Annotated in this window: 26 protein-coding genes; 14 read left to right on the forward strand and 12 right to left on the reverse strand. The window is 70.3% G+C overall.

Translation table 11 applies throughout. From position 1 onward, the window contains the following. The first annotated feature begins 4 nt into the window (after positions 1 to 4). The 8 genes from M2317_RS07305 (at position 5) to M2317_RS07340 (ending at position 6,987) form a co-directional block, all read left to right on the forward strand. Entirely contained in the window at positions 5 to 565 is a 561-nt protein-coding gene (locus tag M2317_RS07305) for a T6SS immunity protein Tdi1 domain-containing protein (RefSeq protein WP_429458748.1), read from the forward strand. Positions 566 to 634: 69 nt separating this feature from the next. Beyond that, the gene (locus M2317_RS07310) at positions 635 to 1,786 is read left to right on the forward strand and encodes an AAA family ATPase (protein ID WP_429458750.1); all 1,152 of its coding nucleotides are present in this window, start codon (positions 635 to 637) and stop codon (positions 1,784 to 1,786) included. A gap of 23 nt (positions 1,787 to 1,809) precedes the next feature. After that, positions 1,810 to 2,697, forward strand: a complete 888-nt coding sequence (locus M2317_RS07315) for a DUF58 domain-containing protein (RefSeq protein ID WP_429458752.1) — start codon at positions 1,810 to 1,812, stop codon at positions 2,695 to 2,697. After that, positions 2,684 to 3,175 carry a hypothetical protein gene (locus M2317_RS07320; protein ID WP_429458754.1) on the forward strand — a complete coding sequence of 164 codons (492 nt, stop codon included), beginning with the start codon at positions 2,684 to 2,686 and terminating at the stop codon, positions 3,173 to 3,175. Before M2317_RS07315 ends, M2317_RS07320 begins: the two co-directional genes overlap by 14 nt. Then, positions 3,166 to 4,152 (forward strand): VWA domain-containing protein, encoded by a 987-nt coding sequence (locus M2317_RS07325; protein WP_429458756.1) that lies wholly within the window; start codon positions 3,166 to 3,168, stop codon positions 4,150 to 4,152. The genes M2317_RS07320 and M2317_RS07325 overlap by 10 nt, the downstream gene beginning before the upstream one ends. Further along, positions 4,149 to 5,141: a VWA domain-containing protein gene (locus M2317_RS07330; RefSeq protein ID WP_429458757.1), complete on the forward strand. Its 993-nt coding sequence runs from the start codon at positions 4,149 to 4,151 to the stop codon at positions 5,139 to 5,141. Before M2317_RS07325 ends, M2317_RS07330 begins: the two co-directional genes overlap by 4 nt. Then, complete coding sequence (locus M2317_RS07335) at positions 5,138 to 5,899, forward strand: hypothetical protein (protein WP_429458759.1); 762 nt, start codon at positions 5,138 to 5,140, stop codon at positions 5,897 to 5,899. Before M2317_RS07330 ends, M2317_RS07335 begins: the two co-directional genes overlap by 4 nt. Next, positions 5,893 to 6,987, forward strand: coding sequence for a hypothetical protein (locus M2317_RS07340; RefSeq protein ID WP_429458761.1), 1,095 nt, complete (start codon positions 5,893 to 5,895; stop codon positions 6,985 to 6,987). Before M2317_RS07335 ends, M2317_RS07340 begins: the two co-directional genes overlap by 7 nt. 71 nt (positions 6,988 to 7,058) lie before the next feature. On the opposite strand, the gene M2317_RS07345 is transcribed toward M2317_RS07340, so the two are convergent. The 9 genes from M2317_RS07345 to M2317_RS07385 all read right to left on the reverse strand — a co-directional run bounded on the left by M2317_RS07345 (position 7,059) and on the right by M2317_RS07385 (position 11,573). Beyond that, on the reverse strand, positions 7,059 to 7,763 hold the full coding sequence (locus tag M2317_RS07345) for a ZIP family metal transporter (RefSeq protein ID WP_429458763.1): 705 nt from the start codon (positions 7,761 to 7,763) through the stop codon (positions 7,059 to 7,061). 243 nt (positions 7,764 to 8,006) lie between these two features. Then, the gene (locus M2317_RS07350; protein ID WP_429458764.1) at positions 8,007 to 8,333 is read right to left on the reverse strand and encodes a hypothetical protein; all 327 of its coding nucleotides are present in this window, start codon (positions 8,331 to 8,333) and stop codon (positions 8,007 to 8,009) included. Then, positions 8,323 to 8,925: an Asp23/Gls24 family envelope stress response protein gene (locus M2317_RS07355; protein WP_429458766.1), complete on the reverse strand. Its 603-nt coding sequence runs from the start codon at positions 8,923 to 8,925 to the stop codon at positions 8,323 to 8,325. The genes M2317_RS07350 and M2317_RS07355 overlap by 11 nt, the downstream gene beginning before the upstream one ends. Beyond that, complete coding sequence (locus M2317_RS07360; protein WP_429458767.1) at positions 8,916 to 9,470, reverse strand: RNA polymerase sigma factor; 555 nt, start codon at positions 9,468 to 9,470, stop codon at positions 8,916 to 8,918. Before M2317_RS07360 ends, M2317_RS07355 begins: the two co-directional genes overlap by 10 nt. Before the next feature lie 4 nt (positions 9,471 to 9,474). Next, complete coding sequence (locus M2317_RS07365; RefSeq protein WP_429458769.1) at positions 9,475 to 10,089, reverse strand: hypothetical protein; 615 nt, start codon at positions 10,087 to 10,089, stop codon at positions 9,475 to 9,477. After that, positions 10,086 to 10,637, reverse strand: a complete 552-nt coding sequence (locus M2317_RS07370) for a hypothetical protein (protein ID WP_429458771.1) — start codon at positions 10,635 to 10,637, stop codon at positions 10,086 to 10,088. Before M2317_RS07370 ends, M2317_RS07365 begins: the two co-directional genes overlap by 4 nt. Continuing rightward, complete coding sequence (locus tag M2317_RS07375) at positions 10,634 to 10,951, reverse strand: hypothetical protein (protein ID WP_429458773.1); 318 nt, start codon at positions 10,949 to 10,951, stop codon at positions 10,634 to 10,636. Before M2317_RS07375 ends, M2317_RS07370 begins: the two co-directional genes overlap by 4 nt. Then, a complete protein-coding gene (locus M2317_RS07380; protein WP_429458774.1) occupies positions 10,948 to 11,139 on the reverse strand; it encodes a DUF2273 domain-containing protein in 192 nt (63 codons plus the stop codon). The genes M2317_RS07375 and M2317_RS07380 overlap by 4 nt, the downstream gene beginning before the upstream one ends. Continuing rightward, the gene (locus M2317_RS07385) at positions 11,136 to 11,573 is read right to left on the reverse strand and encodes an Asp23/Gls24 family envelope stress response protein (RefSeq protein ID WP_429458776.1); all 438 of its coding nucleotides are present in this window, start codon (positions 11,571 to 11,573) and stop codon (positions 11,136 to 11,138) included. Before M2317_RS07385 ends, M2317_RS07380 begins: the two co-directional genes overlap by 4 nt. Before the next feature lie 174 nt (positions 11,574 to 11,747). Between M2317_RS07385 and argG the strand changes: the two genes are divergently transcribed. The 5 genes from argG to M2317_RS07410 all read left to right on the forward strand — a co-directional run bounded on the left by argG (position 11,748) and on the right by M2317_RS07410 (position 19,494). After that, positions 11,748 to 13,196: an argininosuccinate synthase gene (gene argG, locus M2317_RS07390; protein ID WP_429458778.1), complete on the forward strand. Its 1,449-nt coding sequence runs from the start codon at positions 11,748 to 11,750 to the stop codon at positions 13,194 to 13,196. A 174-nt stretch (positions 13,197 to 13,370) separates the two neighbouring features. After that, complete coding sequence (locus M2317_RS07395; protein ID WP_429458780.1) at positions 13,371 to 13,991, forward strand: TetR/AcrR family transcriptional regulator; 621 nt, start codon at positions 13,371 to 13,373, stop codon at positions 13,989 to 13,991. Beyond that, the gene (locus M2317_RS07400) at positions 13,988 to 14,863 is read left to right on the forward strand and encodes a hypothetical protein (RefSeq protein WP_429458782.1); all 876 of its coding nucleotides are present in this window, start codon (positions 13,988 to 13,990) and stop codon (positions 14,861 to 14,863) included. Before M2317_RS07395 ends, M2317_RS07400 begins: the two co-directional genes overlap by 4 nt. Continuing rightward, positions 14,860 to 16,713 carry a YhgE/Pip family protein gene (locus tag M2317_RS07405; protein WP_429458784.1) on the forward strand — a complete coding sequence of 618 codons (1,854 nt, stop codon included), beginning with the start codon at positions 14,860 to 14,862 and terminating at the stop codon, positions 16,711 to 16,713. The genes M2317_RS07400 and M2317_RS07405 overlap by 4 nt, the downstream gene beginning before the upstream one ends. Positions 16,714 to 16,830: 117 nt before the next feature. Continuing rightward, complete coding sequence (locus tag M2317_RS07410) at positions 16,831 to 19,494, forward strand: penicillin acylase family protein (protein WP_429458786.1); 2,664 nt, start codon at positions 16,831 to 16,833, stop codon at positions 19,492 to 19,494. A 448-nt stretch (positions 19,495 to 19,942) separates the two neighbouring features. Here the strand turns inward: M2317_RS07410 and M2317_RS07415 are convergent, their stop codons facing one another. Both M2317_RS07415 and M2317_RS07420 read right to left on the reverse strand, forming a co-directional pair. After that, positions 19,943 to 21,709 (reverse strand): heparinase II/III domain-containing protein, encoded by a 1,767-nt coding sequence (locus tag M2317_RS07415; protein WP_429458788.1) that lies wholly within the window; start codon positions 21,707 to 21,709, stop codon positions 19,943 to 19,945. A gap of 110 nt (positions 21,710 to 21,819) precedes the next feature. Then, positions 21,820 to 22,176 (reverse strand): hypothetical protein, encoded by a 357-nt coding sequence (locus M2317_RS07420; protein WP_429458790.1) that lies wholly within the window; start codon positions 22,174 to 22,176, stop codon positions 21,820 to 21,822. Positions 22,177 to 22,204: 28 nt separating this feature from the next. Between M2317_RS07420 and M2317_RS07425 the strand changes: the two genes are divergently transcribed. After that, positions 22,205 to 22,963, forward strand: a complete 759-nt coding sequence (locus tag M2317_RS07425; RefSeq protein ID WP_429458792.1) for an alpha/beta fold hydrolase — start codon at positions 22,205 to 22,207, stop codon at positions 22,961 to 22,963. Positions 22,964 to 23,067: 104 nt separating this feature from the next. On the opposite strand, the gene M2317_RS07430 is transcribed toward M2317_RS07425, so the two are convergent. Further along, positions 23,068 to 23,898, reverse strand: a complete 831-nt coding sequence (locus tag M2317_RS07430; protein ID WP_429458794.1) for a DUF2510 domain-containing protein — start codon at positions 23,896 to 23,898, stop codon at positions 23,068 to 23,070. Positions 23,899 to 23,902: the final 4 nt, after the last annotated feature.

The raw sequence follows: 23,902 nt of genomic DNA on the forward strand, positions 1-23,902 counted from the left end.
AACCATGGTTGAGATCGCTGATTTCGTTCCGCATGCGCCCGTCCCCGCGGAGATCATCGAGGAGTACCGAGGACGCGTCCCGGACGAACTGATCGAGATCTGGGAGCAGTACGGATACGGCACTTTCGGACTCGGCTTCCTGCGGGTCATCGACCCGAAGCTCTACGAAGCCGAAGTCGGAGACTGCATCGGCAAGACCCAGGGCGACGGCATCGCGATTCCCATCATGACCACCGGACTCGGCGACCTCATCACCTGGGAACCCAGCGTGGGCGTCGTCGGGATCCTCTACCGGGAAGGCCGAACGGTCGGCATCAATTCGACCCTGGACAACTTCCTCTTCATGGTCGGCCTCGACGGAGCGGACGAGCTCGCCGACACCTTGAAGTGGGATCTTTTCCCGGAGGCCGTCGAGGCGCACGGCGAACTGCCGTACGACCAGTCGTTCATCTTCGTCCCCCTGCTCTCCCTCGGCGGTGCCGCAGAAGTCGAGAACCTCCACAAGCGCGAGACGATCCCCGCGATCCAGGTCGCCGTCGACCTGCAGGGCGTCATCGGCCACTGACCCTCGGGTTACGCTGTTTCCCGGGGGACGGCGTCGACGTGTCCCCAGGGTGCGAGCGAGGAGACCGAGATGAACCAGCCCTACCCCGCGTCGAACGCCGGCCCGGCAGTCCCTCCTCCCCCGCCCGCACCGGCGCCGCCGATCAGCAGCGTGCCCACAGCCGGCCCTTCGACGGGCTCAGGGAACCCTGGTGGATCAGGGAACCCTGGCGGATCAGGGAACCCTGCCTCCGGCCCCCAGACGACCGATGCCGAGCTCTCCCGTGCGACCGAGATCCTCCGCATCATCACGGACGCGTACTCGGCGAAGATGGTCGGCCAGGAGCGCCTGCGCCTCAGCCTGCTGATCTCGCTCATCGCCGGGGGCCACATCCTGCTCGAGAGCGTCCCAGGCCTCGCGAAGACCACCGCCGCGAGCACGCTCGCCGACACCGTGCGCGCGCAGTTCAAGCGCATCCAATGCACACCGGACCTGCTCCCCAGCGACATCACCGGCAACCAGATCTACGACGCCGCGACCGGCTCCTTCCGCACCGTGCTCGGCCCTGTGCACGCGAACTTCGTGCTGCTCGACGAGATCAACCGCTCCAGCGCGAAGACGCAGTCGGCGATGCTCGAGGCGATGCAGGAGCACCAGACCACGATCGGCGGCGAGGTGCACCACCTCCCCCGGCCCTTCCTCGTCATCGCGACGCAGAACCCCATCGAGCAGGAGGGCACCTACGAGCTCCCCGAGGCGCAGATGGACCGCTTCCTCCTCAAGGAGATCGTCGAGTACCCCAGCCCCGCCGAGGAGTTCGAGATCCTCAACCGCATCGACTCCGGAGTGCTCGACCCCGACCGCCACGTCGGCAGTGCAGTCTCGCTCGCCGACATCGAGCAGCTGCAGGAGATCGCGAGCCGCGTGTACGTGGACGCCTCCATCCGCAACTACATCGTCCAGCTCGCCTACGTCACGCGGAACCCCGCACCGTACATCGGCGAGGAGCGCGCCCGCCTCATCAAGTACGGTGCGAGCCCCCGTGCCTCGATCGCGTTCCTGCAGGCATCCAGAGCCCTCGCGCTCCTCATGGGACGCACGCACGTCGTCCCGGAGGACATCCGCACGCTCCGCCATCTCGTCCTGCGCCATCGTGTGCTCCTGACGTTCGAAGCGGATGCCGAGGGCGTCCGGAGCGAGGACATCATCGACCAGATCTTCGCCGCTGTGCCGACCCCGTAACCGTTCGACAGGCTCACGGACCTATGGCAAGTCTGATCACGCGGGTGCGGGCGAAGCTCTTCATCCACTCGTCGCAGAAGTCGATGCACGCGCTCGACGGCGCATATGCATCGCTCATGCGCGGGCGCAGTCACGACTTCGAGGACCTGCGCGCCTACGAGTACGGCGACCAGGTGCGAGACATCGACTGGCGTGCCACGGCCAAGCAGGGCACACCGCTGGTCAAACGGCACCGGGCGCTGCGAATGCACACCGTGATGTTCGTCGTCGACACCGGCCGCGGCATGACCGCGCTCGCGCATGACGAGCGCCCCAAGAAGGAGCTCGCGATCCTCGCCACCGGGGCTCTCGGCATCCTGTCGCTGCGGCACGGCGACGACTTCACCGTGGTGCACGGCGACTCCTCCGGCATCCGGCGAACGGCACCGGCGCGCAGCGAGGGCGCTCTCGAGCACGCCCTGCGGAGCATCGACCGCGCCGTCGACGCGAGCACGGCGCCGAGCGACCGCGACGGCCTGCTGAGCTACGTCGCCCGGACTATCTCGCGACGCATGATCCTCGTGATCGTCACGGACGAGGCGCCGGTGACGGACGAGACCGAGCGCCTGCTGCGCCGGCTGCGCGTGCAGCACGACGTGCTGTGGATCGCGCTGCGCGACGCCGACCCCGTGCTCGATCACACCACCGGCCGGGTCCGCGCCGACGTCTACAGCCGCTGGCAGGTACCGGACTTCGTCCAGGGCGACGAGGCGATCGTGCGCGAACTGGCGGCGAGCGCCGCCGCCGACGCCGCACGCCGTGACGAGCTGCTCGACCGGCTCGAGATCAGCCGCGTCGACCTGGACACGCAGGACGGCGCCGTCACCGACCTCCTGCGCATGCTGAACCGGAGGGCGAATGTCCGGTTCTGACGAGCTCTACCCTCCTGCTCAGTACGGGTGGGGCTGGATGCTGCTCGCCATCGGCATCCTCGCGCTGCTGATCCTGGCGGCCTGGATCGTCGTCGTCCTGACCCGGCCGAAGCGGCGGCTCGAGCTCGCCGGAACGACACCGCTCGGCCCGACCCGCACCGACGAGGTCCTCGCCGTGCTGCGCACCGAGTACCTTCAGCAGATCGACGGCATCGAGGCGGCGCACGCGAGCGGCGAGATCGACGCCAAACGCACCAATCTCGAGCTCAGCCGCACGGTGCGCGCATTCGTCAACGAGTACAGCGGCATCGAGGCGCCCGTGCTCGCGCTCGACGACCTCATCGCACTCGGCGTCCACCCTGCGCTCATCGACGCCCTGCATCGGCACTACTACCCGAGCGTGTTCCGCCGGGGACCTGCGATCGACCCGGCGGCGGGCCTCGCCGCCGCGCGGACGGTGGTGACGGCATGGAACTAGCGAACATCTGGATGCTCGTCGGTGCCGTCTTCGCCGCGCTGATCGCCGTCGGCGTTGGGCTGCTGGTCGGCTTGCGCCGTCGCAGAGCGGATGCCGCGGCCGACGCCGCCCCCATCGCCCGCGCCGAGCGGCTGCGCGCTCTGCCGTCGTTCCGGCAGGCGGTCCGCCGGCGCGCCCTCGCCCTCGCGGGCCTGCTCGCGCTCGCATCGGTGACGGTGCTGCTGGCCGGCGTCGTCGCGGCCCGCCCGATGTCGTCGCAGACGATCCAGCCCGTCAATACGAGCCGCGACATCATGCTGTGCCTGGACGTCTCCGGCTCGATGAGCGACGTCGACGTCGAGGTGCTGACCGTCTTCGACGAGCTGCTCGACGGATTCGAGGGCGAGCGCATCGGGCTGACGATCTTCAACAGCTCTGCCGTGCAGATCTTCCCCCTGACGGACGACTACGACTTCGTCCGCGAGCACCTCCAGCGCATCAGGGAGAGCTTCGACTACGCCGAGGGCATCCCGGAGCACTGGGTCGGCACGCTGAACGGATCCGGGGCGTCGCTCATCGGCGACGGGCTCGCCTCCTGCGCCGTCGGCTTCGATCACGAGGGCGACGAGCGCAGCCGGTCGATCATCCTGGCCACGGACAACGAGGTCAACGGCGCATCGATCGTGACCCTCGAGGAGGCGGCGGCGTATGCGGCATCCAAGCAGATCCGGGTGTTCGCCCTCAACCCGGTCGAGGGCAAGGACGCCGGCCCGAGCGCGGAGCTGATCGCCGCGGCCGAGGCCACCGGCGGTGCGGCCTTCGGTCTGCGTGAGACGACCACGGTCGACGACATCGTCGCGCAGGTGCAGGAGCAGGAGGCGACGGAGCTCCGCGGGCAGGCGCAGGTCGTGTGGAGCGATCAGCCGAACCTGTGGATCGTGCTTCTCGTGCTGCCGGTCCTCGGCCTCGTCGTGGTGCTGTGGAGGGTGCGACTGTGATCTTCCAACCCGTTCTGAGCCCCTGGCTCATCGCCCTGATCTGCCTGCCGCTGGCCGCAGTCGCCGTGCTCTGCCTCCTCAAGGCGCCGGGCCTGCGCGCACGGCTGCTGTGGGTCGGGCGGCTCCTCCTGGTGCTGGCGTGCTGCGCGCTGCTGCTGCGCCCCGGCATCCCCGGCGGGACGAGCCAGACCCTCGCGACCGACACCGACATCGTGCTGGTGGTCGACACGACCGCGAGCATCGTCGCGGAGGACTGGGACGGCGACCAGCCGCGCCTGGACGGCGTCCGCGCCGATGTCCAGTCGATCATCGACGAGTACCCCGGCGCCCGCTTCGCGCTGGTCACCTTCGATGCGACCGCCGACCTGCGGATGCCGTTGACCACCGACACCACGGCTCTCGCATCCGCGATGGAAGTGCTGCGCCCCGAGGTCACCGCGCAGTCGCAGGGGTCGTCGATCGGCATCGCGAGCGGTCTGGTGTCCGACACGCTGCAGAACGCGGCGTCCTCCTCGCCGGACCGCGCGCGCATGGTGTTCTACTTCGGCGACGGCGAGCAGACCGCTGCCACCGAGCCCGAGTCGTTCGCGGCGAGCGCCGAGTACACCGACGGCGGCGCCGTGCTCGGCTACGGCACTGCCGAGGGCGGCCCGATGCGGGACACCTCCCTCGGCGACGCCGGCGGTTCGTACATCCAGTACCAGGGCGCCGATGCCCTGTCGGTGATCGACGAGGGCACCCTGCAGACGATCGCGGAGGACCTCGGCATCCCGTACCAGCACCGGACGGCGGATGCCGCGATCGAACTGCCGGAGGCGCCGACGACGACCACGAACTACGCCGACTCCGGCGAGGTCGGCAACGTCATCGAGCTGTACTGGATCGCCGCGGTCGTGATGGTGCTGCTGCTCGCCGTCGAGCTCGCGGTGGCGACCGCGCGCGTGGCGCGGCTGCGCGGGCTGTCCTCACGCGCAGGAGGGGACCGATGACCGCTCCGAATTCGACCGACGCCGCCGCCGCACTGCTGGCCGCGAACCGGCGGCGCCGCAGCATCCGGAAGTGGATCGTGATCGGGACCCTCCCGCTGACCATCGCCGCCCTGCTCTTCACCGGCAAACTGCTCAGCATGTACGCGTTCGCGCACCAGTCGATCACGTCGTACGTCGTCGGCGACTACGAGGGCACGATCCGCGCCGGCCAGGGGCAGGAGTTCCTGAACTGGTTCGAGCCCTACAAGGCGCCGTTCAACGTCGGCGTCGGGTTGGCCGGTTCGGCGCAGCTTCCCGAGGCGCGCGCGAAGTTCGAGGAGGCGCTGCCGCTCGCGCACGGGCTCGAGGTCTGCGGCGTCCGCGTCAATCTTGCGCTCGTGATCGAGCAGATGGGCGACGCTGCACGCGATGAGGGCGACGGCGCCGGGGCTGCCGAGCTGTACGCGGAGGCGCTCACCGTGACGCTGGAGACGCCGCCGGAATGCGGCCAACCGGAAGCCGACGAGCAGTCGTCCGATCCCGAGCGCAGCATGGGCGACACGCTCGACGAGACCGAGGAGCGGCTCAAGCAGAAGCAGCAGGAACAGCAGCAGAACAACAGCGGCGAGGGCGAGGAACCGCAGGAGCAGCCCGAACAGGAGGGCCCGAGCGAAGACCAGCTCGGGGACATCGAGGACCGTCTGAATCAGGGCCGCGAGGAGCGCCAGGAGAACGAGGACGGCGACGGTTCGGGCTCGGGGACGGACAGGCCATGGTAGATCCCGATCAGCAGCGCGCCCGTTACGTCACGAACTCCGACGGGGCCCCGCCACTGCCGCCGCCTGGCGGCTATCGCGGCGCACGCCGGACCCCTGACCCCGCCGCGGTCGCGGCGCAGAACGCCGTGGCGACGCTCGAGGCACCGAAGCAGCCGGCGAATGCGATCGGCTGGGTCGCGCTGGTCTCCGGCATCCTGTTCGCCGTGATCCTGCTCGGCACGTTCCTCGCCGGCGGGACCGACACGATCTACGGCGTCACGATGCTCGCCCTGCAGCTGCTCATCGTCGGCCTCGCGGTCTGGGCTCTCGTGACGCGCCGCGGTCGCGCGCTGGGAGCGGTCGCGCTGTCGATCGCCCTGCTGTTCAACACTGCGACGGTCGGGGCGATGGGCGCTGTGCAGACCTCGGCATCCGGAAGCTACGGCGGGGCGAAGTCCGAGGAGCAGAAGCACGAGGAGGCCTACCCGGGCATCAAGGGCACGTCGAGCACGGACGTCCTCGCGCAGCCCTCGCTCGAAGAGGTGCGGGAGTCCTCGGAGGCTGCCCTCGACGACATCAAGAAGCGTCTGAGCGCCGAGTTCGGGTACACCTGGAGCCCTGCGGGCGACGAGGATCTGCGCCCCGAGCGCAACGGCTACGGCGGCGAGTCCATGCTGGTGCAGTACACGTCCGCGAAGTGGGGGACGAACGAGCCGATCCAGGACTACGACCGCAAGCTCGAGGTCATGGGCGTGATCGACGAAGTGCTGACCGAACACGACATGTGGGGGATCATCTCGCTGAACGACGCGACGAGCGGTCTCGACGAGTCCATGCGCGAGAAGCTGTACGGCTCCGCCGATCCGCGCACCCAGGACACCTGGGAGTGGTACAGCGACGACTACCCCGGCCCGCGGCGGTTCTACGCGACGATCTTCGACACGTCGCACGACGAGTCCGGTGAGTTCACGGCATCCCGCGAGGCGCAGGCGGCCCGTACGGGCGAGCCCGTCGAGGGGCTGCAGATCATGTTCCTCGCACCGGAGCTGCTCAGCGAGGGCGACCGGGCCGAGTTCGAGCAGAAGCTCGAGGAGTACCCGGGGTACTGAACGGAGATGGCGGGCGCGGCATGCCGTGCCGGATCCCGGATCGATCGCCCGACGGGTCAGCGCGCGGCGGGTCAGCTCGCGAGCGACAGCCCCGCCGCCACGGCGAAGCCCAGCACCGTCGCGAGACCCGTGACGTCCTTCGCCTTGGACTGCGCGTCCGGCACCATCGAGTCCACGAGCATGACGAGCAGGGCGCCGGCCGCGAATCCGCTGGCCGCGGCACGGAACTCCGCGGTCACGGCGTCCGCCAGGGCGAAACCCGCGACGGTCGCCAGTGCGCACGCCACGGCGACGCCAGCCCACAGTCCGAGCACGCGGGATCGCTTCATGCCGTCCTCGAGGAGATCGGATGCCGAGCCGATCGATTCCGGAAGATTCGACACCAGGATCGCGATGACGAGCGCGACGCTCACGCCCTCGCCGGACGCGAGGCCGATGCCGAGCACGAGCTGCTCCGGAATGCCGTCGAGCAGCGCGCCGACGGCGAGCGGTGCGCCCTGCGATCCGGCGGACGCGGTCGCCCGCTTCTCGACGATGCGGTTGGCAATGTAATAGCAGGCCGCACCGACGGCGACGCCGATCGCCAGCGGGAGGGGACCGGCCAGGTCGAGCCCCTCCTCCCAGAGCTCGAACGCGATCGACGCCATCAGGGCGCCCGCACCGAATCCGAGCACGATCCCCAGCCACTTCGGCGGCCACGGCCGCAGGGTCGCCAGTACGGCGCCGACGATGAGCGGCGCCGCCGCCACCGAGCCCCACAGGATCGCCTCGCCCATGTCGCACCTCCGAGCATCACTCTGGTGCCAAATCCCGGACGGGTCGAGTGCTGCACGGCGTGTCCCGCGTCATTCGAACCCCGACTCGCCGGGCGGATGCCGAAGCATCCGAAATCCGGCACACAGCTGGCCGGTGTCAGGCCGGCCGGGGGCCGTCGGGTCGGGGGCCGTCGGGTCGGGGGCCGTCGGGTCGGGGGCCGTCGGGTCGGACAGGTGCCCGTCCCGGCGACCCGCCCGGCCGCGTCAGGCCGGTTCCACGCGCACGACCGTCAGCACGACGTCGGCCGGCGGCAGCGAGCGCCCGGCCACGACCTCGATGATCGCGTCCCGCACGCGCGCGATCGTGATCGATGCGGCGGTGGACTCGCTCGCACCGATCGCCGCCTCGACCCTGGTGCGCTCCGCCTCGCGCGTGATGCGCAGACGCGGACTCGCGTCACGGAGCCCGATCACCTCCGTCGCGGCCTCCAGCGCGTTGCCCAGCAGCGTGCCGGAGCGGTACAGTCCGACGACGCCGGGGACGGCAAGCACGGCAGCCTCCAGCGCCGTGGCCAGTTCCTCATCGACCATCGGTCACTCCCCTCTCGGCGGACGGCAGCAGGTGCACGTCGTGGACCCGGATGTCGACGCCGGTGATCTCCAGGTCGGTGTGCCGCTGCAGATTGCGCAGGATCTCGGCGCGGACGGCCGCGGTGACCTCGCGCACCGGTCGCCCGTAGAGGATGCTGATGTCGACGTCGACCCCGACCGGTGCGCCCGGCTGCGACACGTCGCCGTCGAACCGGCATCGGCCGACGAGCACGCCCGGCACCCGGTTCTCCGCCGCGCGGACCAGCCCGCGCGCGGCCCCCTCCGTGATCGCGAGGTCGCCGAACTCGGAGGCGTACGGGATCCGTCTCCCGGCCCGTGCATCCAGCGCGATGCCCGCCATCACGGCGGCCACCCAGGTGTCGTCGACCAGCGCGATGTCCTCCTCATCGGCCGTCAGGAGTTCGGGAGCCAGGCCGTGCAGACGCTCCAGAGCGTCCAGTGCCAGCCGGCAGCCGGGCGACTCGTCGATGGACGGGTCCGCGGGCCGCCGTCCCGCGTCGAGATACGCGCTCAGCTCCTGGATGGTGTGGCCGTCGAGATGCTCATCGTCGAAGTGCGGGGTCATCGCCATTGCTCCATCCTCACGATGATGTACTTGCGCGCACGGGCCAGCAGGCCCCGCACGGTGGATGCCGGAATCGACAGCTCCTCGGCGATCTCGTCGTAGGACTGCCCGGCGAGCTCGCGCAGCACCCAGCACTGCCGCTGCGCCTCCGGAAGCTCCGCGAGCACCTCGTCGAGCGCCGCGGCGCGCGCTCTCGCCTCCACGATCCGCGGGGGCGAGAGCGCCACCGGCGCCTCGTGCTCGACATCGTCCACGTCGAGGTGCACCCGCGCCGCCCGGCGCCGATCCATCGCGCGGCGGCTGACGATGCGCATCAGCCATGGCCGCACCGCCGCAGGGTCGTCGAGCTCGTCCAGGCGCTGCCAGGCCACGACGAACGTCTCCTGGACGATGTCGTCGACGTCGGCGTTGCCGCCGAGCAGACGGCGCGTGTGCGCTCGCATCATCGGCGCGTAGCGCCGCACGAGCACTGCGAACGCGGCCGTGTCCCCATCCACGGCCCTCGCCACGATCAGTGCGTCGTCGACGCCGTCCAGCTGCATCTCCGTCATCGGCTCACCTGACCCGGGTGGTGGATCGGAGACGGTCGACGAGGCGGTGCTCGCTGAGATGCAGCAGCACCGGCATCCGCCTGCCGCACAGCGCCGCCCATTCCTCGGTCGCCGTACCCGCCGCCGCGAGCACCCCGACGAGGTCGGCGCCCCGACGTGGGCGCACACGGATCCGCACCACGGTCTCCCCACGGACCATGTGGACGTCGGTGTGCACGGCGATCACATCGGCCCGGCGCTCGAGCTCCGCATCGACGATGGCGCTGACGATGTTCGCGTCCGCCGAGGTGGCCCCGCGGGGATCACGCACCGACAGCGCCGTGGCGGATCGGCCGCCGCCCCGCGTCGAGACGAAGATCACCGCGAGCACGACGATCAGCACGCCCGCCCCCGCCGCGGCGAGCGCGGCCGCAGGGATGCGCCGCCCGTCCGGCGCGATGACGGCGGCATCGCCGAATAGCCGCCCCACGGCGGCGACGGCGTCATCGAGCTGCGCGCGCAACGGCTGCGCCCACGCCGGGTCCACCACGTGCAGCAGCAGAGCGGCGCCCCCGACCCCCAGGACGAGCGCCACGAGCGCCAGCGCGACGCGGTTGACGACACGATTGGTCGCGTTCATCCGATGACCCCCCGATCCCGGACCACGACCGTGGGCTCGACCGCGAAGCCGAGCTCGTCGAACACGCGCCGCGCTGCCTGCCCAGCGGAATCCTCGTCGACGACGGACCCGCTGGTGGGCACGATCTCGACGCGGACGGACCGGCGACCGACCACAGCGCTCACCTGCGACCGGTCGAGCCCGCAACGCGATGCGACGGCATCCGCCACGGCGTCAGCGAGCACACCGTCGTCCACGAGCAGCGCGTGCGCGGCGAGCGTGCGCGCCCGCCGCGCACGCCGGCCCGGCAGCACGGCGGCCGCGAGGAAGACGACGGCGAGGACGATGGCGACGCATCCGACGGCGATCAGGGTCCCCACCCCTGCGCCCGTCGACAATGCCGTCACCCGGTGCGCGACCCCCACATCGAGCACCGACCAGGTCATCACGCCGATCCCCCCGACGATCAGCACGATGAGCACCGCCACCGCGACGACCGACGAGGTCGTGCGCGACGCGTGCGTCTCCCGACGGAGAACACGTCGATACACGCGTGGCGTCTCGCTCACTGCACCCTCCTGTCCACGCGCACCACACCCGAGAAGCGGACGTCCACGACGCCGACACGACGACCCGCGTCGTCGCCCAGCGACGCGATGACGCGGTCGCGGATTCCCGTTCCGCGCCGCACGAGGTCCTCGGATCGCCCCAGCAGAACCGGCACCGTGACCGAGACGCGGAGCGCGCCGTGCTGGTCCCCCAGATCCACATGCACTCGATCGGCCCTCACGTCGGCGGCATCCGAGACGACGCCGACGGCGAACTGCTGGAGCGCCCGCGCCGTGATCGTCGTCCGCCCGCCGAACGGCTCGCGCGTCGTCATGACGACGAGCGGCGTCCGCGCACGGCGTCGGCGATCGCCCGCACATCGAGCCGACCGTCCACGATCCGGCCGATTCCCGCACCGACCAGCACGGCGACGGCGACGAACACGAATGCCCAGAAGCCGAAGGCGATCCAGCACACCGCGAGCGCTCCGGCGAAGAGCGCCCCCGTCACCGTGGGAGTCACCGGACCCGCGCCTCCTCGGCGTCGTCCTCGTCATCCGACGGGATGTGCACGTCGTTGACGGTGACGTTGACCTCAGCGACCTCCATGCCGACGAGCTCCTCCATGGCACGGTACACGGCGGCGCGCACGTCGGCGGCGACCTTCTGCAACGACACCGGGTAGGCCGCGACGATCGTGATGTCGGCGGCGACCTGGCGCTCGCCGACCTCGACGCTGACGCCCTGGGTGAGATCCGTGGAGTTCAGCGCATCGCGGATCGCTCCGACGACCCTGGCGGCCCCGCCGCCGAGCGCGTAGACGCCCTCGACCTCGCGGGTCGCGATGCCGGCGATCTTCGCGACCACCGCGTCATCGATGACCGTGCGTCCGTGCTCGCCCGACGCCGCCTCGACCGCACGCGTCTTGGCCGCAGCACCGGAAACCTGATCAGCCATGTCTGCTCCTTCAGTCAGGGCGCCGGGAGGCGCCATCCGCGAGGCGAGAAGAACAGCCTCACCTGTAAGACGGCGTCATCGCCGATTCGTCACGAAATCGTCCGAAATCTTCTCCGCCGCCCTGCGATACCGGCCGATCAGGGCGACACGCCGCGCGCCGATAGACTGGGAACCATGTCCAAGGTCCTTCAGTCCCTCCCCGTCGGCGAGCGCGTCGGCATCGCCTTCTCCGGAGGACTCGACACCTCCGTCGCCGTCGCGTGGATGCGCGACAAGGGCGCCGTCCCATACACCTACACGGGTGACCTCGGCCAGTACGACGAGGACGACATCGAGTCGATCCCCGGCCGCGCGCTCGAGTACGGTGCCGAGAAGTCGCGCCTGATCGACTGCAAGACCGCGCTGGTCGAAGAGGGCTTCGTCGCCCTCGCCTGCGGTGCGTTCCACATCCGTTCCGGCGGCAAGACCTACTTCAACACGACACCGCTGGGTCGCGCCGTCACGGGCACGCTGCTCGTGCGCGCCATGAAGGAGGACGGCGTCGACATCTGGGGCGACGGCTCCACCTACAAGGGCAACGACATCGAGCGGTTCTACCGCTACGGCCTGCTCGCGAACCCCCGCCTGCGCATCTACAAGCCCTGGCTGGATGCCGACTTCGTCACCGAGCTGGGCGGACGCAAGGAGATGAGCGACTGGCTCGTCGCCCACGACTTCCCCTACCGCGACTCCGCCGAGAAGGCGTACTCCACTGATGCCAACATCTGGGGCGCCACGCACGAGGCCAAGACTCTCGAGCACCTCGACGTGTCTCTCGAGACCGTCGACCCGATCATGGGCGTGAAGTTCTGGGACCCGTCCGTCGCGATCGAGACCGAGGACGTCACCGTCACGTTCGAGGGCGGCCGTCCCGTCGCGATCAACGGCGTCGAGTACTCCGACCCGGTGGCGCTCGTGGACGAGGCCAACAGGATCGGGGGGCGTCACGGCCTGGGCATGAGCGACCAGATCGAGAACCGCATCATCGAGGCGAAGTCCCGCGGCATCTACGAGGCTCCGGCGATGGCGCTGCTGTTCATCACGTACGAGCGCCTGGTCAACGGCATCCTGAACGAGGACACCCTCGCGACCTACCACGAGCAGGGCCGGCGCCTCGGTCGCCTCATGTACGAAGGTCGCTGGCTCGAGCCGCAGTCGCTCATGCTGCGCGAATCCATCCAGCGCTGGGTCGGCTCGACGATCTCGGGTTCCGTCACGGTGCGGCTGCGCCGCGGCGACGACTGGACCATCGTCGACACCGTCTCGCCGAACCTGTCGTACGGCCCGGAGAAGCTCTCGATGGAGCGCGTCGGCGACGCCGCCTTCGGCCCGGTCGACCGCATCGGCCAGCTCACGATGCGCAATCTCGACATCGCCGACTCGCGCGCCCGCCTCGAGCAGTACGCGGGCCTCGGCCTCGTCGGCGGCGCCACGGGCGAGCTCGTCGGACGCGTGACCGCCGGCGAAGCGAACGAGATCACGGATTCGGTCGCAGGCACCACGCTCGCCGAGACCGAAGAGGCCCTCGCGGATGCGGTGGATGCGGCATCCGAGGGCGCAGCCTTCGACTCCGGCACCGACTGATTCCACGCCCGCTCCTTCCACTTCGGGGGCCGACACGCCACCTGTCGGACCGTTTCCACGATTCGGTCCGACATCTGGCGTGTCGGCCCCCTTTTCTGTGCGCCCGTGGGGGCGGATGCTGAGAAAGCACCGAGTTATCTTGCACACGCTTGTGCATGATCGTAGAATGGGGGCATGACAACCCGTGCACCCCGCCGCGACGCGGTCGAGAACCGCGCCGGAATCCTGGACGCGGCCCGCGCCACCCTGGCGAACGACCCGCACGCGTCCGTCGACGTCATCGCCCGCAGCGCGGGTCTCTCCCGCCGAACGCTCTACGGGCACTTCGACGACCGCGACGCGCTCGTCCGCGAACTGATCGCGAACGGCGCGCAGCGCTTCAACGCCATCGCCGCGTCCATCGACGACGCCGATGCCCGCATCGCGCTCGCCCGCCTCGCCGCACGCCTGTGGCAGGAGGCCGCGCACGTACAGGTCGCCGCCGCCCTCGCCCTCGACGAAGCGCACGTCGCCGACACCGCGGACGCGCTCGCGCCGCTGCGGCGCACCGTCGCCGATCTCGTGCGCCGAGGCCAGGAGGCAGGCAGCCTGCGCACCGACCTCCCGGCACCGACGGTCGCCCGGTTGATCGAGGAGATGGCCCGCACCGTGGTGTCCCGGACGGATGCCGCCAGCACCGGCGCCCAGAACCTCGCGGTGCGTTCCGTGCTGAGCATCGCCGGCCTCTCCTGGCGCGAGGCGGACGAGCTCCTCACCGCGCATCCGGAACTCGTCGGGGCGGAGATCGTCAAATGAAGGTCACCTTGCAGGACGTGAGCAAGGGACGCGCACTGCCGAAGACGAGCCTCAAGTTCCACAGCGGCGCCGTCCGCTACGCCCTCGCCGAGACAGAGCAGCGTCCGACCGTGCTCGGCCTGATCGCGAGCGGGCGGATGAAGACGGAGACCGGCCTCGTCACGATCGACGGCGCGGCTGACGCGAAGGCGCTGCGGCGCACCGTCGCGCTCGTCGATGCACCGGACGTCAGCGACCCGCACCCCGACATCGCGCTGGCGGGCGTCGTCGCTGAAGAGCTCATGTTCGCCGGGAAGCCGGCCACGCCGTTGCACGCCCGCCGGTGGCTGGCCCAGGTCGGTTATGACGACCTGGGCTCGGCGCCGATCGGCACCGTGGATCCGGCCGCACGGGTTCGGATCCTGTGCGAGCTCGCCGTGCTTCGCGACGGCGTCGAGGCGATCGTGCTGGTCTCGCCCGACCGGCACGGCGGCAGCCCGGACGGATGGTGGCGCATCGCCGGCGAGTTCGCCGACCGCGGCATCGCGATGCTCGTGATCCTCGGCGGCTCGGCAGCTGTCGCCCTGGAGCGCATGCAGGAGCTGGGAGCCGTCAACGCCTCCGGGCCGATCGAGCCGCTCCGGCTGCCGGAGCCTGCGCCCGCTCACGCGTCGAGCGAGGACGACGAGGACGACGAATCGGGACTCCCGCACGACGAGAAACCCCTACCCGGCAGCGACCTCGGTTCGACTCGCGCGGCTGCGCCGGCCTCGTTCGAAGAACGAGGGGAAGCGGCCGACTCGACCCCGGTCGACGATCGCGAGGAAGCGGCAGCGTCGGCCTCGCTCCACGAGCGCACGGACGACGACCCCGAAGAGGAGGGCGCGCGATGAAGGTCCCCGCCATGATCGCCGCCGAGTTGCGGCGGCTGACCGCCAGCAAGATGGGCGTCATCGCCCTGCTGGCGCTGATGTGCGTCCCCATTCTCTACGGCGGCCTGTATCTCTGGGCCAACCAGGATCCGTACGGCAAGTTCTCCGAAGTCCCCGTCGCCCTGGTCGTCGAGGACACCGGCACCGATACCGGCGACGACGCCACCAACTACGGCGAGGACGTTGCCGAGAACCTCATCGAGGGCAACGCGTTCGACTGGCAGGAGATGACCTCCGAGGAGGCGGCTCAGGCCCTGCACGACGGCGACGTCGACTTCACCGTCACGATCCCCGCGGACTTCTCCGCGGCGCTCACCTCGGCATCCGGAACCGACCCGCACCAGGCGCGGATCGAACTCGAGACCAACGACGCGAACAACTACCTCGCCTCCTCGATGGGGACGCAGGCCGTCGAGAAGATCCGCAGCTCCGTGGCCGAGATGGTCGGCAGCGAGGCGGCCGAGAAGCTGCTCACCGGACTGAGCGACGTCCGCGACGGCATGATCACCGCCACCGACGGCGCGACGCAGCTGGTGGACGGCTCGGCATCCGCGGCATCCGGCAGCGCGGCCCTCGCCGACGGCACCGCCCAGCTCGCCGACGGCACCGCGCAGCTCGCCGATGGCGCGAACTCGCTCTCCGGCGGCGCCGCGACCCTCGCGGACGGCGCCAGGCAGGTGAGCGACGGCAATCGGCAGCTCGCCGATGCGGCCGATCGCGCCGGGTCCGCCGTGCAGCAGGCCGCCGATGCGCTCCCCCAGGCGCGCGCCGACATCCAGACGCTGCTGGCCGAGCAGGGCGTCAGCCAGGAGCAGATCGACCAGGTCCTTGGCCGGCTCGACCCGGTCGCGCAGCGCCTGCAGGACGGCAACGCCAAGGTGCAGGATGCCGTCGGCAAGGTCGACCAGCTCGCCGCCGGGTCCGCGTCCGTCGCGGACGGCGCATCGCAGCTCGCCTCCGGCGCGTCGACGCTCGCCACCGGCGCGGGCACGGTCGCCACCGGCGCGGCGTCCGCGAACGACGGCGCCGCCCAGCTGCGCGACGGGCTCTCCACGCTCGCGGGCGGAACCGTCGAGCTGCGCGACGGCCTGCAGGACGGGGTCGATCGCATCCCGGCATCCACCCCGGAGCTCCGTGCCGACCAGGCCGACACGATCGCCGACCCGGTCTCCGTCTCCAGCGACAAGGTCGCCTCGGCCGAGGACTACGGCGCAGGACTCGCGCCGTTCTTCGCCGCACTGGCCGCCTGGATCGGCATCTACGCCCTGTTCCTCATCGTCAAGCCGATCTCGCGACGGGCCGTCACGGCCCTGCACTCGCCGATCCGCGTGACGCTGGCCGGGTGGCTCACGCCGGCGATGCTGGGCGCGCTGCAGATGGTCGGGCTGATGGGCATCCTGTCGATCACGCTCGGATTCCGCTTCGACAACCTGTTCGGAACGCTCGGGGTGATGGTGTTCGCCTCGGCGACGTTCGCGGCGATCATCCTCGCGCTCAACGTCTGGCTGGGCTCGGTGGGGCAGTTCCTCGGCCTCGTGCTGATGGTGCTCCAGCTGGTCACGGCCGGCGGGACGTTCCCGTGGCAGACGCTGCCGGAACCGCTGGCGGCACTGCACCACGTCCTGCCGCTCGGTTACGTCGTCGACGCCATGCGCCAGCTGATGTACGGCGGGAATCTCGCCCGTGCCGGCTGGGATCTCGCGGTCCTCGCGATCTGGCTCGTCGGCGCCCTGGTGCTCGCGATGGTCGGCGTCACCCGCATGACGCACCGCCGCACGCTGCGCGACCTCCAGCCGAGCCTGATCGGCTGAGCGGCGCCGAGTCCGTGGGAGGGCTCCCGTCGGGTTAGGATGCCGGGGTGCGCGTGACCCGACACGCGCACCCCGATCCGGTGGAACCGGGTCTCACGGCACTACCCGAAGGACTCCATGACGATGACGACAGCTGAGCCCGAATCCGCCGCGCCGCGCCGCTCGATCGGGCGACGGATCGGCGCGATCCTGCTCACCGTGATCGCGGCCGTGGTCGTGATCGCGGTCGCCGCAGGATTCTTCGTCGCCTGGACGATCAGCCGCTCGCTGCCGCAGACCTCCGGCACCGTGGAGCTTCCCGGTCTCGACGCGCAGGTGAGCGTGCAGCGCGATGCCTCCGGCATCCCGACCATCACGGCCGACAGCTCCGGCGACCTGTTCTACGCGCAGGGGTTCGTGCACGCGCAGGACCGCTTCTTCGAGATGGACTTCCGCCGGCACGTGACCAGCGGACGGGTGGCCGAGATGTTCGGCGAGTCCCAGGTCGCGACGGACATGTTCCTGCGCACCCTCGGCTGGCGCGAGGTCGCCGAGGAGGAGGTCGCGGCGATGGACGAGACCACGCTCGGCTACTACCAGGCGTATGCGGACGGCGTGAACGCATATCTCGCGACGCGCAGCGGCGCCGATCTCAGCCTGGAGTACGCCGTCCTCGGCATCCAGAATCCGGACTACGAGGTCGAGCCGTGGGAACCGGCCGACTCGGTGGCCTGGCTGAAGGCCATGGCCTGGGATCTCCGCACGAACATCGAGGACGAGACCGAGCGCGCCCTGCTCGCCTCCCAGCTGGGCGCCGACGGCTCGGATGCCCAGGCCACGCAGGCGACGCTCGAGAAGCTGTACCCGGCGTACCCGTTCGAGCAGAACCCGGTGATCGTCCCCAAGATCTCCACGGTGCCCGCGCTCGGGACCGAGACGGATGCCGAACCCGCCGCCTACACGGCACCGACCGACGGCGAGGCGGACGCGCAGGCCGCGCTCACCACCGTGGACTGGCAGCAGGCCGACTCGGTCATCGAGGCCGCAAGCCTGCTCGTGGGCGATGTCGGCGAGGGAATCGGCTCGAACTCGTGGGTCGTCTCAGGTGCGCTGACCGAGTCAGGGATGCCGCTGCTCTCGAACGATCCGCACCTCGGCGCCTCGCTGCCGAGCGTCTGGTACCAGGTGCAGCTGAAGTGCTCGGAGGTCACCGAGGAGTGCCCGTTCGACGTGGGCGGTTTCTCGTTCTCCGGCCTGCCCGGCATCGTGATCGGGCACAACGCCCAGGTCGCGTGGGGGTTCACGAACCTCACCACCGACGTGACCGACCTGTACGTCGAGCGCGTGGACGGCGATTCGTACTGGCGCGACGGGCAGCTCGTGCCGCTCGAGGTCCGCGAGGAGACGATCAAGGTCGCCGGTGCCGCCGACGTGCCGTTGACGATTCGCGAGACGGTGCACGGACCGATCATCTCGGGGCTGACCGAAGACTTCACGGGCGTCGCCGATGATCCGGTGGTCGGCACCGGAGGCGCAGTGCTGCCCCTGGCCGGTGCGCCCGAGGTCCCGGAGGGCGAGTACGCCGTGAGTCTGCGCTGGACGGCGCTGGATGCCGGAACCGCGTCGACCGCGATCTTCGCGCTGGCCACCGCACAGGACTTCGACGACTTCCGCTACGCGGCGTCGCTGTTCGACGTGCCTGCGCAGAACCTGATCTATGCCGACACCGAGGGCAACATCGGATACCAGACGCCTGGGCGCCTGCCCACGCGCGGTGCGGGCGACGGGTGGCTGCCGCAGCCGGGCTGGGACAGCGCGTACGACTGGACCGGTTACATCCCGTTCGAGGAGCTTCCGGTGGCGTACAACCCGACATCCGGGTACATCGTCACGGCGAACAACGCGATCGTCACGGACGATTACGACCACTTCCTCACGCGGGACTGGGACGACGGGTACCGTGCCGCGCGCATCGCGCACCTCATCGAGCGGCGCGCGGCGGCGGCACCACTGACGGCGCGGGACATGCGCGAGATCCAGATGGACAACGAGATGTGGATCGGCAAGCAGCTCGCCACCGCGATGGGCGAGATCGAGGTCGACGGCAAGGGCGCGCAGGATGCCGTCGCGCTGCTGCGCACCTGGGATGCTCAGAACAACGCGTCGTCTGCGGGTGCGGCGTACGCGAACGTACTGTGGTCGAACCTGGCGCAGAACATCTTCGCGAATCGGGATTCACCGCTGCCGCTGGGCAGCCAGAGCCGGCTGTTCACCGTGGTCGGTGCGATGCTGGACGATCCAGCGGATCCGCTGTGGATCAACGAGGCGATCGACGTGGACGGCATGGACGCGATGCTGAAGCTGTCGGCCGAACAGGCGTACGACGAGCTCGCCGCGCTGCAGGGCGAGACACCCGCACGGTGGAACTGGGGGTCGCTGCACGCGCTGACGCTGCGCAGCGACACGCTGGGTTCTTCCGGGATCGCGCCGATCGAGTGGCTGTTCAACCGCGGGCCGTATGCGGTCGGCGGTGGCGGCTCGGTCGTGAACGCCACGGGATGGGAGCTCGGAGAGTCGTACGCGACGACCACGGTCCCGTCGATGCGGATGGTCGTGGACATGTCTGATCTCGACGCGTCCAGTTGGATCCACCTCACCGGAGCCAGCGGCCACGCTTTCGACGACCACTACACCGATCAGACCGCCGATTGGGCGGCCGGCGTGCAGCGGGACTGGGCGTTCTCGACGGATGCCGTCGATGCCGCGGCCGTCGAGACTCTGGTGCTGACGCCGAAGGGCTGAGTAGCGGGCGCTTCGCACCCTCCCGTCGCAGTTCGCGCCGCTTCGCCCGCGACCCCGCACGTTCCGGTCGCAGTTCATGCCGCTTCCGCCGCGCCAGAGCGACATCAACTGCGACCGCAACAAGCATCGGCATACGCGAAGCGGCATGAACTGCGACCTGAGGTCTGCCTCGTGGGGCAGCCGGGGGGAGCCTCCTCGCTCGTTGAGCGAGCGAAGCGAGACGAAACGCAGTCCGAGCTGATCAGCGGTCACCGCGATTCGACTCGGGCGGCTCCGCCGCGCGCGCATTCCGGTCGCAGTTCGCGCCGCTTCGCCCGCGACCCCGCACGTTCCCGTCGCAGTTCATGCCGTGTCCGCCGCGCCAGAGCGTCATCAACTGCGACCGCAACAAGCATGGGCGTGCGGGCAGCGGCATGAACTGCGACTGGAGGCCAGCAACCAGCTCAGCTCAGCTCAGGCGAGCCGTGATCGTGCACTGCGCATCCGCGGCCGTGCGCACGAGGTCAAGGAAGTACGCGGTGGCGGGGTCGCCGTCGTGCGTGCGGAATTCGGCCTGATCGAGTCGCGGCTCCCAGCCGTCCGACCAGGTCACGCGCACCGCGCCGCGCTCACCACGGATCACGGCGGCATCGCCGTCGAGCGAGATCGGGAACAGCGACACGAGGCGATCGGCGATCTCCACGGCATCCTCGAGGGCGAACTGGTCGGAGATCGTGAGCGCACCGTCGGCGAACGCCAGCGCCCGGCGAACCCGCCGCAGTCCCGGCACGTCATAGGCCGCCGTCAGGTCGAGCACGAGGCGCCCGTCGTCGACGGCGACCTCCTCGACGATCGCCGCGGCATCGGGTCCGTCGTGCTGGCGCGCGCCGCCGATGATCGGCACGCTGTGGCCCTGCGACCCGGCCGAGAGGTTGTCGTACCGGGTCTCGGGCTGGAAGTACGCCGCGTCGTAGTACCCCATGCCGAGCTCGCTCAGCAGCGGATCGCCGTTCACCGCGAGCACGAACGACCCGAGATCGTTGTGGTTGTGCGGCTCATCGTTGTGCCCGGCCTTGGCGGCGAAGCCCAGCTCGTTCCCGTCCGCGTCCGCGCGGATCACCAGCCACTCGGCATCCGGGTACCAGGCCGCGGATGCCGAGGCATCCGGTGCCTCGTCCGCCGCGTCGCGCGCCCAGACGAACTGCCGGATCACCGGAGCCCAGTTGTGCGACCACCCAGCGGTTGCCCAGAACTCGCGGGACACCGCGGTGGACGGGTCATGGGACTCGAGGAACCCGGCGAGCGCGGGGGCGACGATGCCGTACGGCTCGGCATCGGAGAACGCGGCCACCGCGCGGCCGCCCAGCGAGACGCTGCGCGGGTAGCGGGTGATCGCCGCCAGCTTGTCGCGGTGCGGTCCTTCCCACAGGTCGATGCCGGTGCGCTGGCGGAGCGCCTCGGCGTAGTAGACGAAGAAGCCGAAGCCATAGTTCCAGTAGTTGAGGCCCTCGACGCAGATGCCGTCGTCGCCGTAGCCCTCGAGGAGCGCGTCCATGGCGGCCGTGCAGCGGTCGAGGATGCCCTCGAGACCGTCGGTTTCGAGATACATCGCCGCGATGCCGACGCTGCCGGCGCACACGGATGACCAGTTGGTCTCGACGCTCTCCCACCACCAGGTGCGTTCGCGGAACGGCGTGAGCACGCGGCGCTCGACCTCGCGCCGGATGCGGGCGGTGACCAGCGGGTGCAGCCGGTCGCCCAGGAGGGCTGTGATCTCGGTGAGCGCGAACGCCGTCTCGGCGGCGAACAGGTCGACGACCTCGTCGTGCGGGATCTCGGGATCGGGCGACGACAGCTCGGGGATGTGGGCGGGAAGCGCCCACACGTACTCGTCGCAGATCGCCCAGATGGGGTCCTCGACGGCCGAGATCGGTACGTCGTCGCTGAGCAGCGCGCCGATCGTCGCGGCGAACAGGCGCTTGCGGATGCCGAAGTAGATGTCGCTGTGCTCGGTGCGATCGCCGTCGACGTCGAAGCGGCGGTGGACGGCGAACGCGGGCCATTGGATCGGCGCTCCCGCCTCGGCCAGCGCGCGATCGAGGTACTCCTGCGCGCTGGCGGCGATGCGGCGGTTGCGGATGGGCTCGCGCCAGTGCTCCGGAGAACGCGCCTCGGCGAAGACGGCGGAGGACGACCCGCCGTCGAGTGTCGTGCGGGGCGCGGTGGTCTGCGTCATGAGGGTGCTCCGATCGTCTCGGTAAACGTATGCCGTCCGGGGCCGATCCGCGACTCGGCCCGCCCGAGGGATGCGATCCCGGCGAACCTGCCCTCCGGTTCAGTCACGCCTTACGCGGGTTCGGATGCCGGGATACCGCCGGTGGCGTGACCCGATGCGTCCCGCGCCGCCATCGCGGACGCCCGCCGTGCGATCATCCAGATTCCGACCGCCGATGCGAGGAACACCGCACCCAGCACCACCCAACCGATGAACCCGTACGTGATCGCCGTGGCGTTGACGATGATCGGGGCGGCGAGCGGTCCGACCGAGAACCCCACACCGAACACGCCCTGGTTGGCGCTGGCGCGCACGGGGTCGGCGAGCTCGAAGCTCAATCCCCACGCGCCCGCCTGCGACAGGATCTCCGCGAACGTGTGCAGCACGGCCGCCGCGAGCAGGATGACGGACGCCGACCAGGTCGGCATCCCGGCGGCGAGCGGGTATCGTCCTGGTATGCCGTCCCGCCTGCTCGCCCCGGAGGGCGTCCCCGCCGTCGTCGAGGAGTTCGAGCACGGCGGTGCGACACTCGTCGTCGAGACGTTCGGCGAGGGCCGGCCGTTCGTCCTGCTGCACGGGATCGGCATGGGCCGCAGCGTGTACCTCGATCTCACCTCCCGGCTTCGCGGCAGGGTCGTCGCCGTCGACCTGCCCGGCTTCGGCGAAGCGCCCGAGCCCGTGCGCACGCTGACGATGGAGCGGCACGCGGACCTCGTCGCCGCCTACCTCCGCTCCGCCGGCCTCACCGGCGCGGTCGTCATCGGTCACTCCATGGGCAGCCAGATCGCCGCGGAGCTGGCGGCACGGCATCCGGACCTCGTCGCAGGCGTCGTCCTCGCCGGTCCCACCGTCAACAGCGCGTCGCGCAACGTCGGCGCCCAGGCCCGCTACCTGCTCATGGACCTCGTCGGAGAACGCCCGATCGTGCTCTGGCGCGGTGCGAGGGAGTATCTCCGCGGCGGACCGCACCTGATCCGCAAGATGCGGGCGACGATCGTGCACGAGCCGGAGGACGCGTTCCGCCGCATCCGATGCCCTGTACTCGTTCTGCGCGGCGAGAGCGATCCGCTGGCTCCGGTGAGCTGGTGCCGGGAGATCCTGGACTGCATCGCCGGTGCCGAACTCGCCGAGATCCCCGACCACGGGCACGGCACGCTCATCAGCGATGCCGAGCCGGCGGCCCGGCTGATCGAGGAGTTCGCCGCTCGCGTGTGAGCATGCTCGACCTCACCGTGTGACCGAACGTCCGCCTGTGCGGATGTGGGCGATCGCCTGCATCGGTGAATGTGCACCTCACCGCGACGGCCGCGCCGACCGGATCAGCGCACCGGCGGCGGTCCTTCCGGCAGCACCATCGCGTAGCGTCGCGACCGCGTGAGCAGCAGGATGAACAGCGCCAGCCCGGCGAGGATCAGGCCGAACGGGATGCCGAGGAACCCGAGCAGGCCCGCGAGGATGTCGTCCCCCGAGGCGGCGAGGCCGATGCCGATGCCGAGCGCACCGACGGCGAGGGCGAGGAAAGCGATCGCGGCGAGAACCCACCCCGCGATCATCGAGATGCGATAGCTGCGCGGGCCGAAGTGCCCGGGGCGCACGCCGATCTTCATGCCGACGTACCAGCTCCAGCGCGCGCCGGTCCACCATCTGCCGGCCTGTCCGGTGACCGGGTACCAGCCGGCGCCCTGCCCTTCGACATCGCCGGGCAGCGGCCGTACGACGATCTCGGCGAAGGGCGCCCCCTGCGGTGCCGGCAACCGACGCAGTCCGTTCGTGCTGATGCCGCCGATGAGCCAGACCGCTCCGGCCGCGGCCATGAGGACGGCCACTAGCGGGAACGCGCCGTTGCTCGAGATCAGCCCGGTGAGAACCTGCATCGTCGCCAGAAGCAGGAACACGATGCCGAGCACGATGCCGGTCGCCGCCGGTTCGATCGCGAAGGCATCCGGCTTCGGACGACCATCGCGAACACGGTAGGGCGTCCACGCCGTGCCGTCCCACCACCGGATGTCCGACGTGCCCGGCACGGGGTACCAGCCCATCGGCGGTGCGATGACGGGCGCCACCCGCTCCTGCGCGGTCCACTGGACACCGTCCCACCACCGCTGATGCCCGGGCGTTCCCGCGTCGTACCATCCTGCAGGCGTTGACATCGCT

It is taken from the genome of Microbacterium sp. ZKA21, assembly GCF_050434165.1.
Lineage (GTDB): Bacteria > Actinomycetota > Actinomycetes > Actinomycetales > Microbacteriaceae > Microbacterium.

Excerpts from the sequence above, each read along its gene's own strand:
- M2317_RS07305 (WP_429458748.1), top strand. The coding sequence starts at position 5 with ATGGTTGAGATCGCTGATTTCGTTCCGCATGCGCCCGTCCCCGCGGAG.
- M2317_RS07310 (WP_429458750.1), top strand. The coding sequence starts at position 635 with ATGAACCAGCCCTACCCCGCGTCGAACGCCGGCCCGGCAGTCCCTCCT.
- M2317_RS07315 (WP_429458752.1), top strand. The coding sequence starts at position 1,810 with ATGGCAAGTCTGATCACGCGGGTGCGGGCGAAGCTCTTCATCCACTCG.
- M2317_RS07320 (WP_429458754.1), top strand. The coding sequence starts at position 2,684 with ATGTCCGGTTCTGACGAGCTCTACCCTCCTGCTCAGTACGGGTGGGGC.
- M2317_RS07325 (WP_429458756.1), top strand. The coding sequence starts at position 3,166 with ATGGAACTAGCGAACATCTGGATGCTCGTCGGTGCCGTCTTCGCCGCG.
- M2317_RS07335 (WP_429458759.1), top strand. The coding sequence starts at position 5,138 with ATGACCGCTCCGAATTCGACCGACGCCGCCGCCGCACTGCTGGCCGCG.
- M2317_RS07340 (WP_429458761.1), top strand. The coding sequence starts at position 5,893 with ATGGTAGATCCCGATCAGCAGCGCGCCCGTTACGTCACGAACTCCGAC.
- M2317_RS07345 (WP_429458763.1), bottom strand. The coding sequence starts at position 7,763 with ATGGGCGAGGCGATCCTGTGGGGCTCGGTGGCGGCGGCGCCGCTCATC.
- M2317_RS07350 (WP_429458764.1), bottom strand. The coding sequence starts at position 8,333 with ATGGTCGATGAGGAACTGGCCACGGCGCTGGAGGCTGCCGTGCTTGCC.
- M2317_RS07355 (WP_429458766.1), bottom strand. The coding sequence starts at position 8,925 with ATGGCGATGACCCCGCACTTCGACGATGAGCATCTCGACGGCCACACC.
- M2317_RS07360 (WP_429458767.1), bottom strand. The coding sequence starts at position 9,470 with ATGACGGAGATGCAGCTGGACGGCGTCGACGACGCACTGATCGTGGCG.
- M2317_RS07365 (WP_429458769.1), bottom strand. The coding sequence starts at position 10,089 with ATGAACGCGACCAATCGTGTCGTCAACCGCGTCGCGCTGGCGCTCGTG.
- M2317_RS07375 (WP_429458773.1), bottom strand. The coding sequence starts at position 10,951 with ATGACGACGCGCGAGCCGTTCGGCGGGCGGACGACGATCACGGCGCGG.
- M2317_RS07385 (WP_429458776.1), bottom strand. The coding sequence starts at position 11,573 with ATGGCTGATCAGGTTTCCGGTGCTGCGGCCAAGACGCGTGCGGTCGAG.
- argG (WP_429458778.1), top strand. The coding sequence starts at position 11,748 with ATGTCCAAGGTCCTTCAGTCCCTCCCCGTCGGCGAGCGCGTCGGCATC.
- M2317_RS07395 (WP_429458780.1), top strand. The coding sequence starts at position 13,371 with ATGACAACCCGTGCACCCCGCCGCGACGCGGTCGAGAACCGCGCCGGA.
- M2317_RS07400 (WP_429458782.1), top strand. The coding sequence starts at position 13,988 with ATGAAGGTCACCTTGCAGGACGTGAGCAAGGGACGCGCACTGCCGAAG.
- M2317_RS07405 (WP_429458784.1), top strand. The coding sequence starts at position 14,860 with ATGAAGGTCCCCGCCATGATCGCCGCCGAGTTGCGGCGGCTGACCGCC.
- M2317_RS07410 (WP_429458786.1), top strand. The coding sequence starts at position 16,831 with ATGACGATGACGACAGCTGAGCCCGAATCCGCCGCGCCGCGCCGCTCG.
- M2317_RS07415 (WP_429458788.1), bottom strand. The coding sequence starts at position 21,709 with ATGACGCAGACCACCGCGCCCCGCACGACACTCGACGGCGGGTCGTCC.
- M2317_RS07420 (WP_429458790.1), bottom strand. The coding sequence starts at position 22,176 with ATGCCGACCTGGTCGGCGTCCGTCATCCTGCTCGCGGCGGCCGTGCTG.
- M2317_RS07425 (WP_429458792.1), top strand. The coding sequence starts at position 22,205 with ATGCCGTCCCGCCTGCTCGCCCCGGAGGGCGTCCCCGCCGTCGTCGAG.
- M2317_RS07430 (WP_429458794.1), bottom strand. The coding sequence starts at position 23,898 with ATGTCAACGCCTGCAGGATGGTACGACGCGGGAACGCCCGGGCATCAG.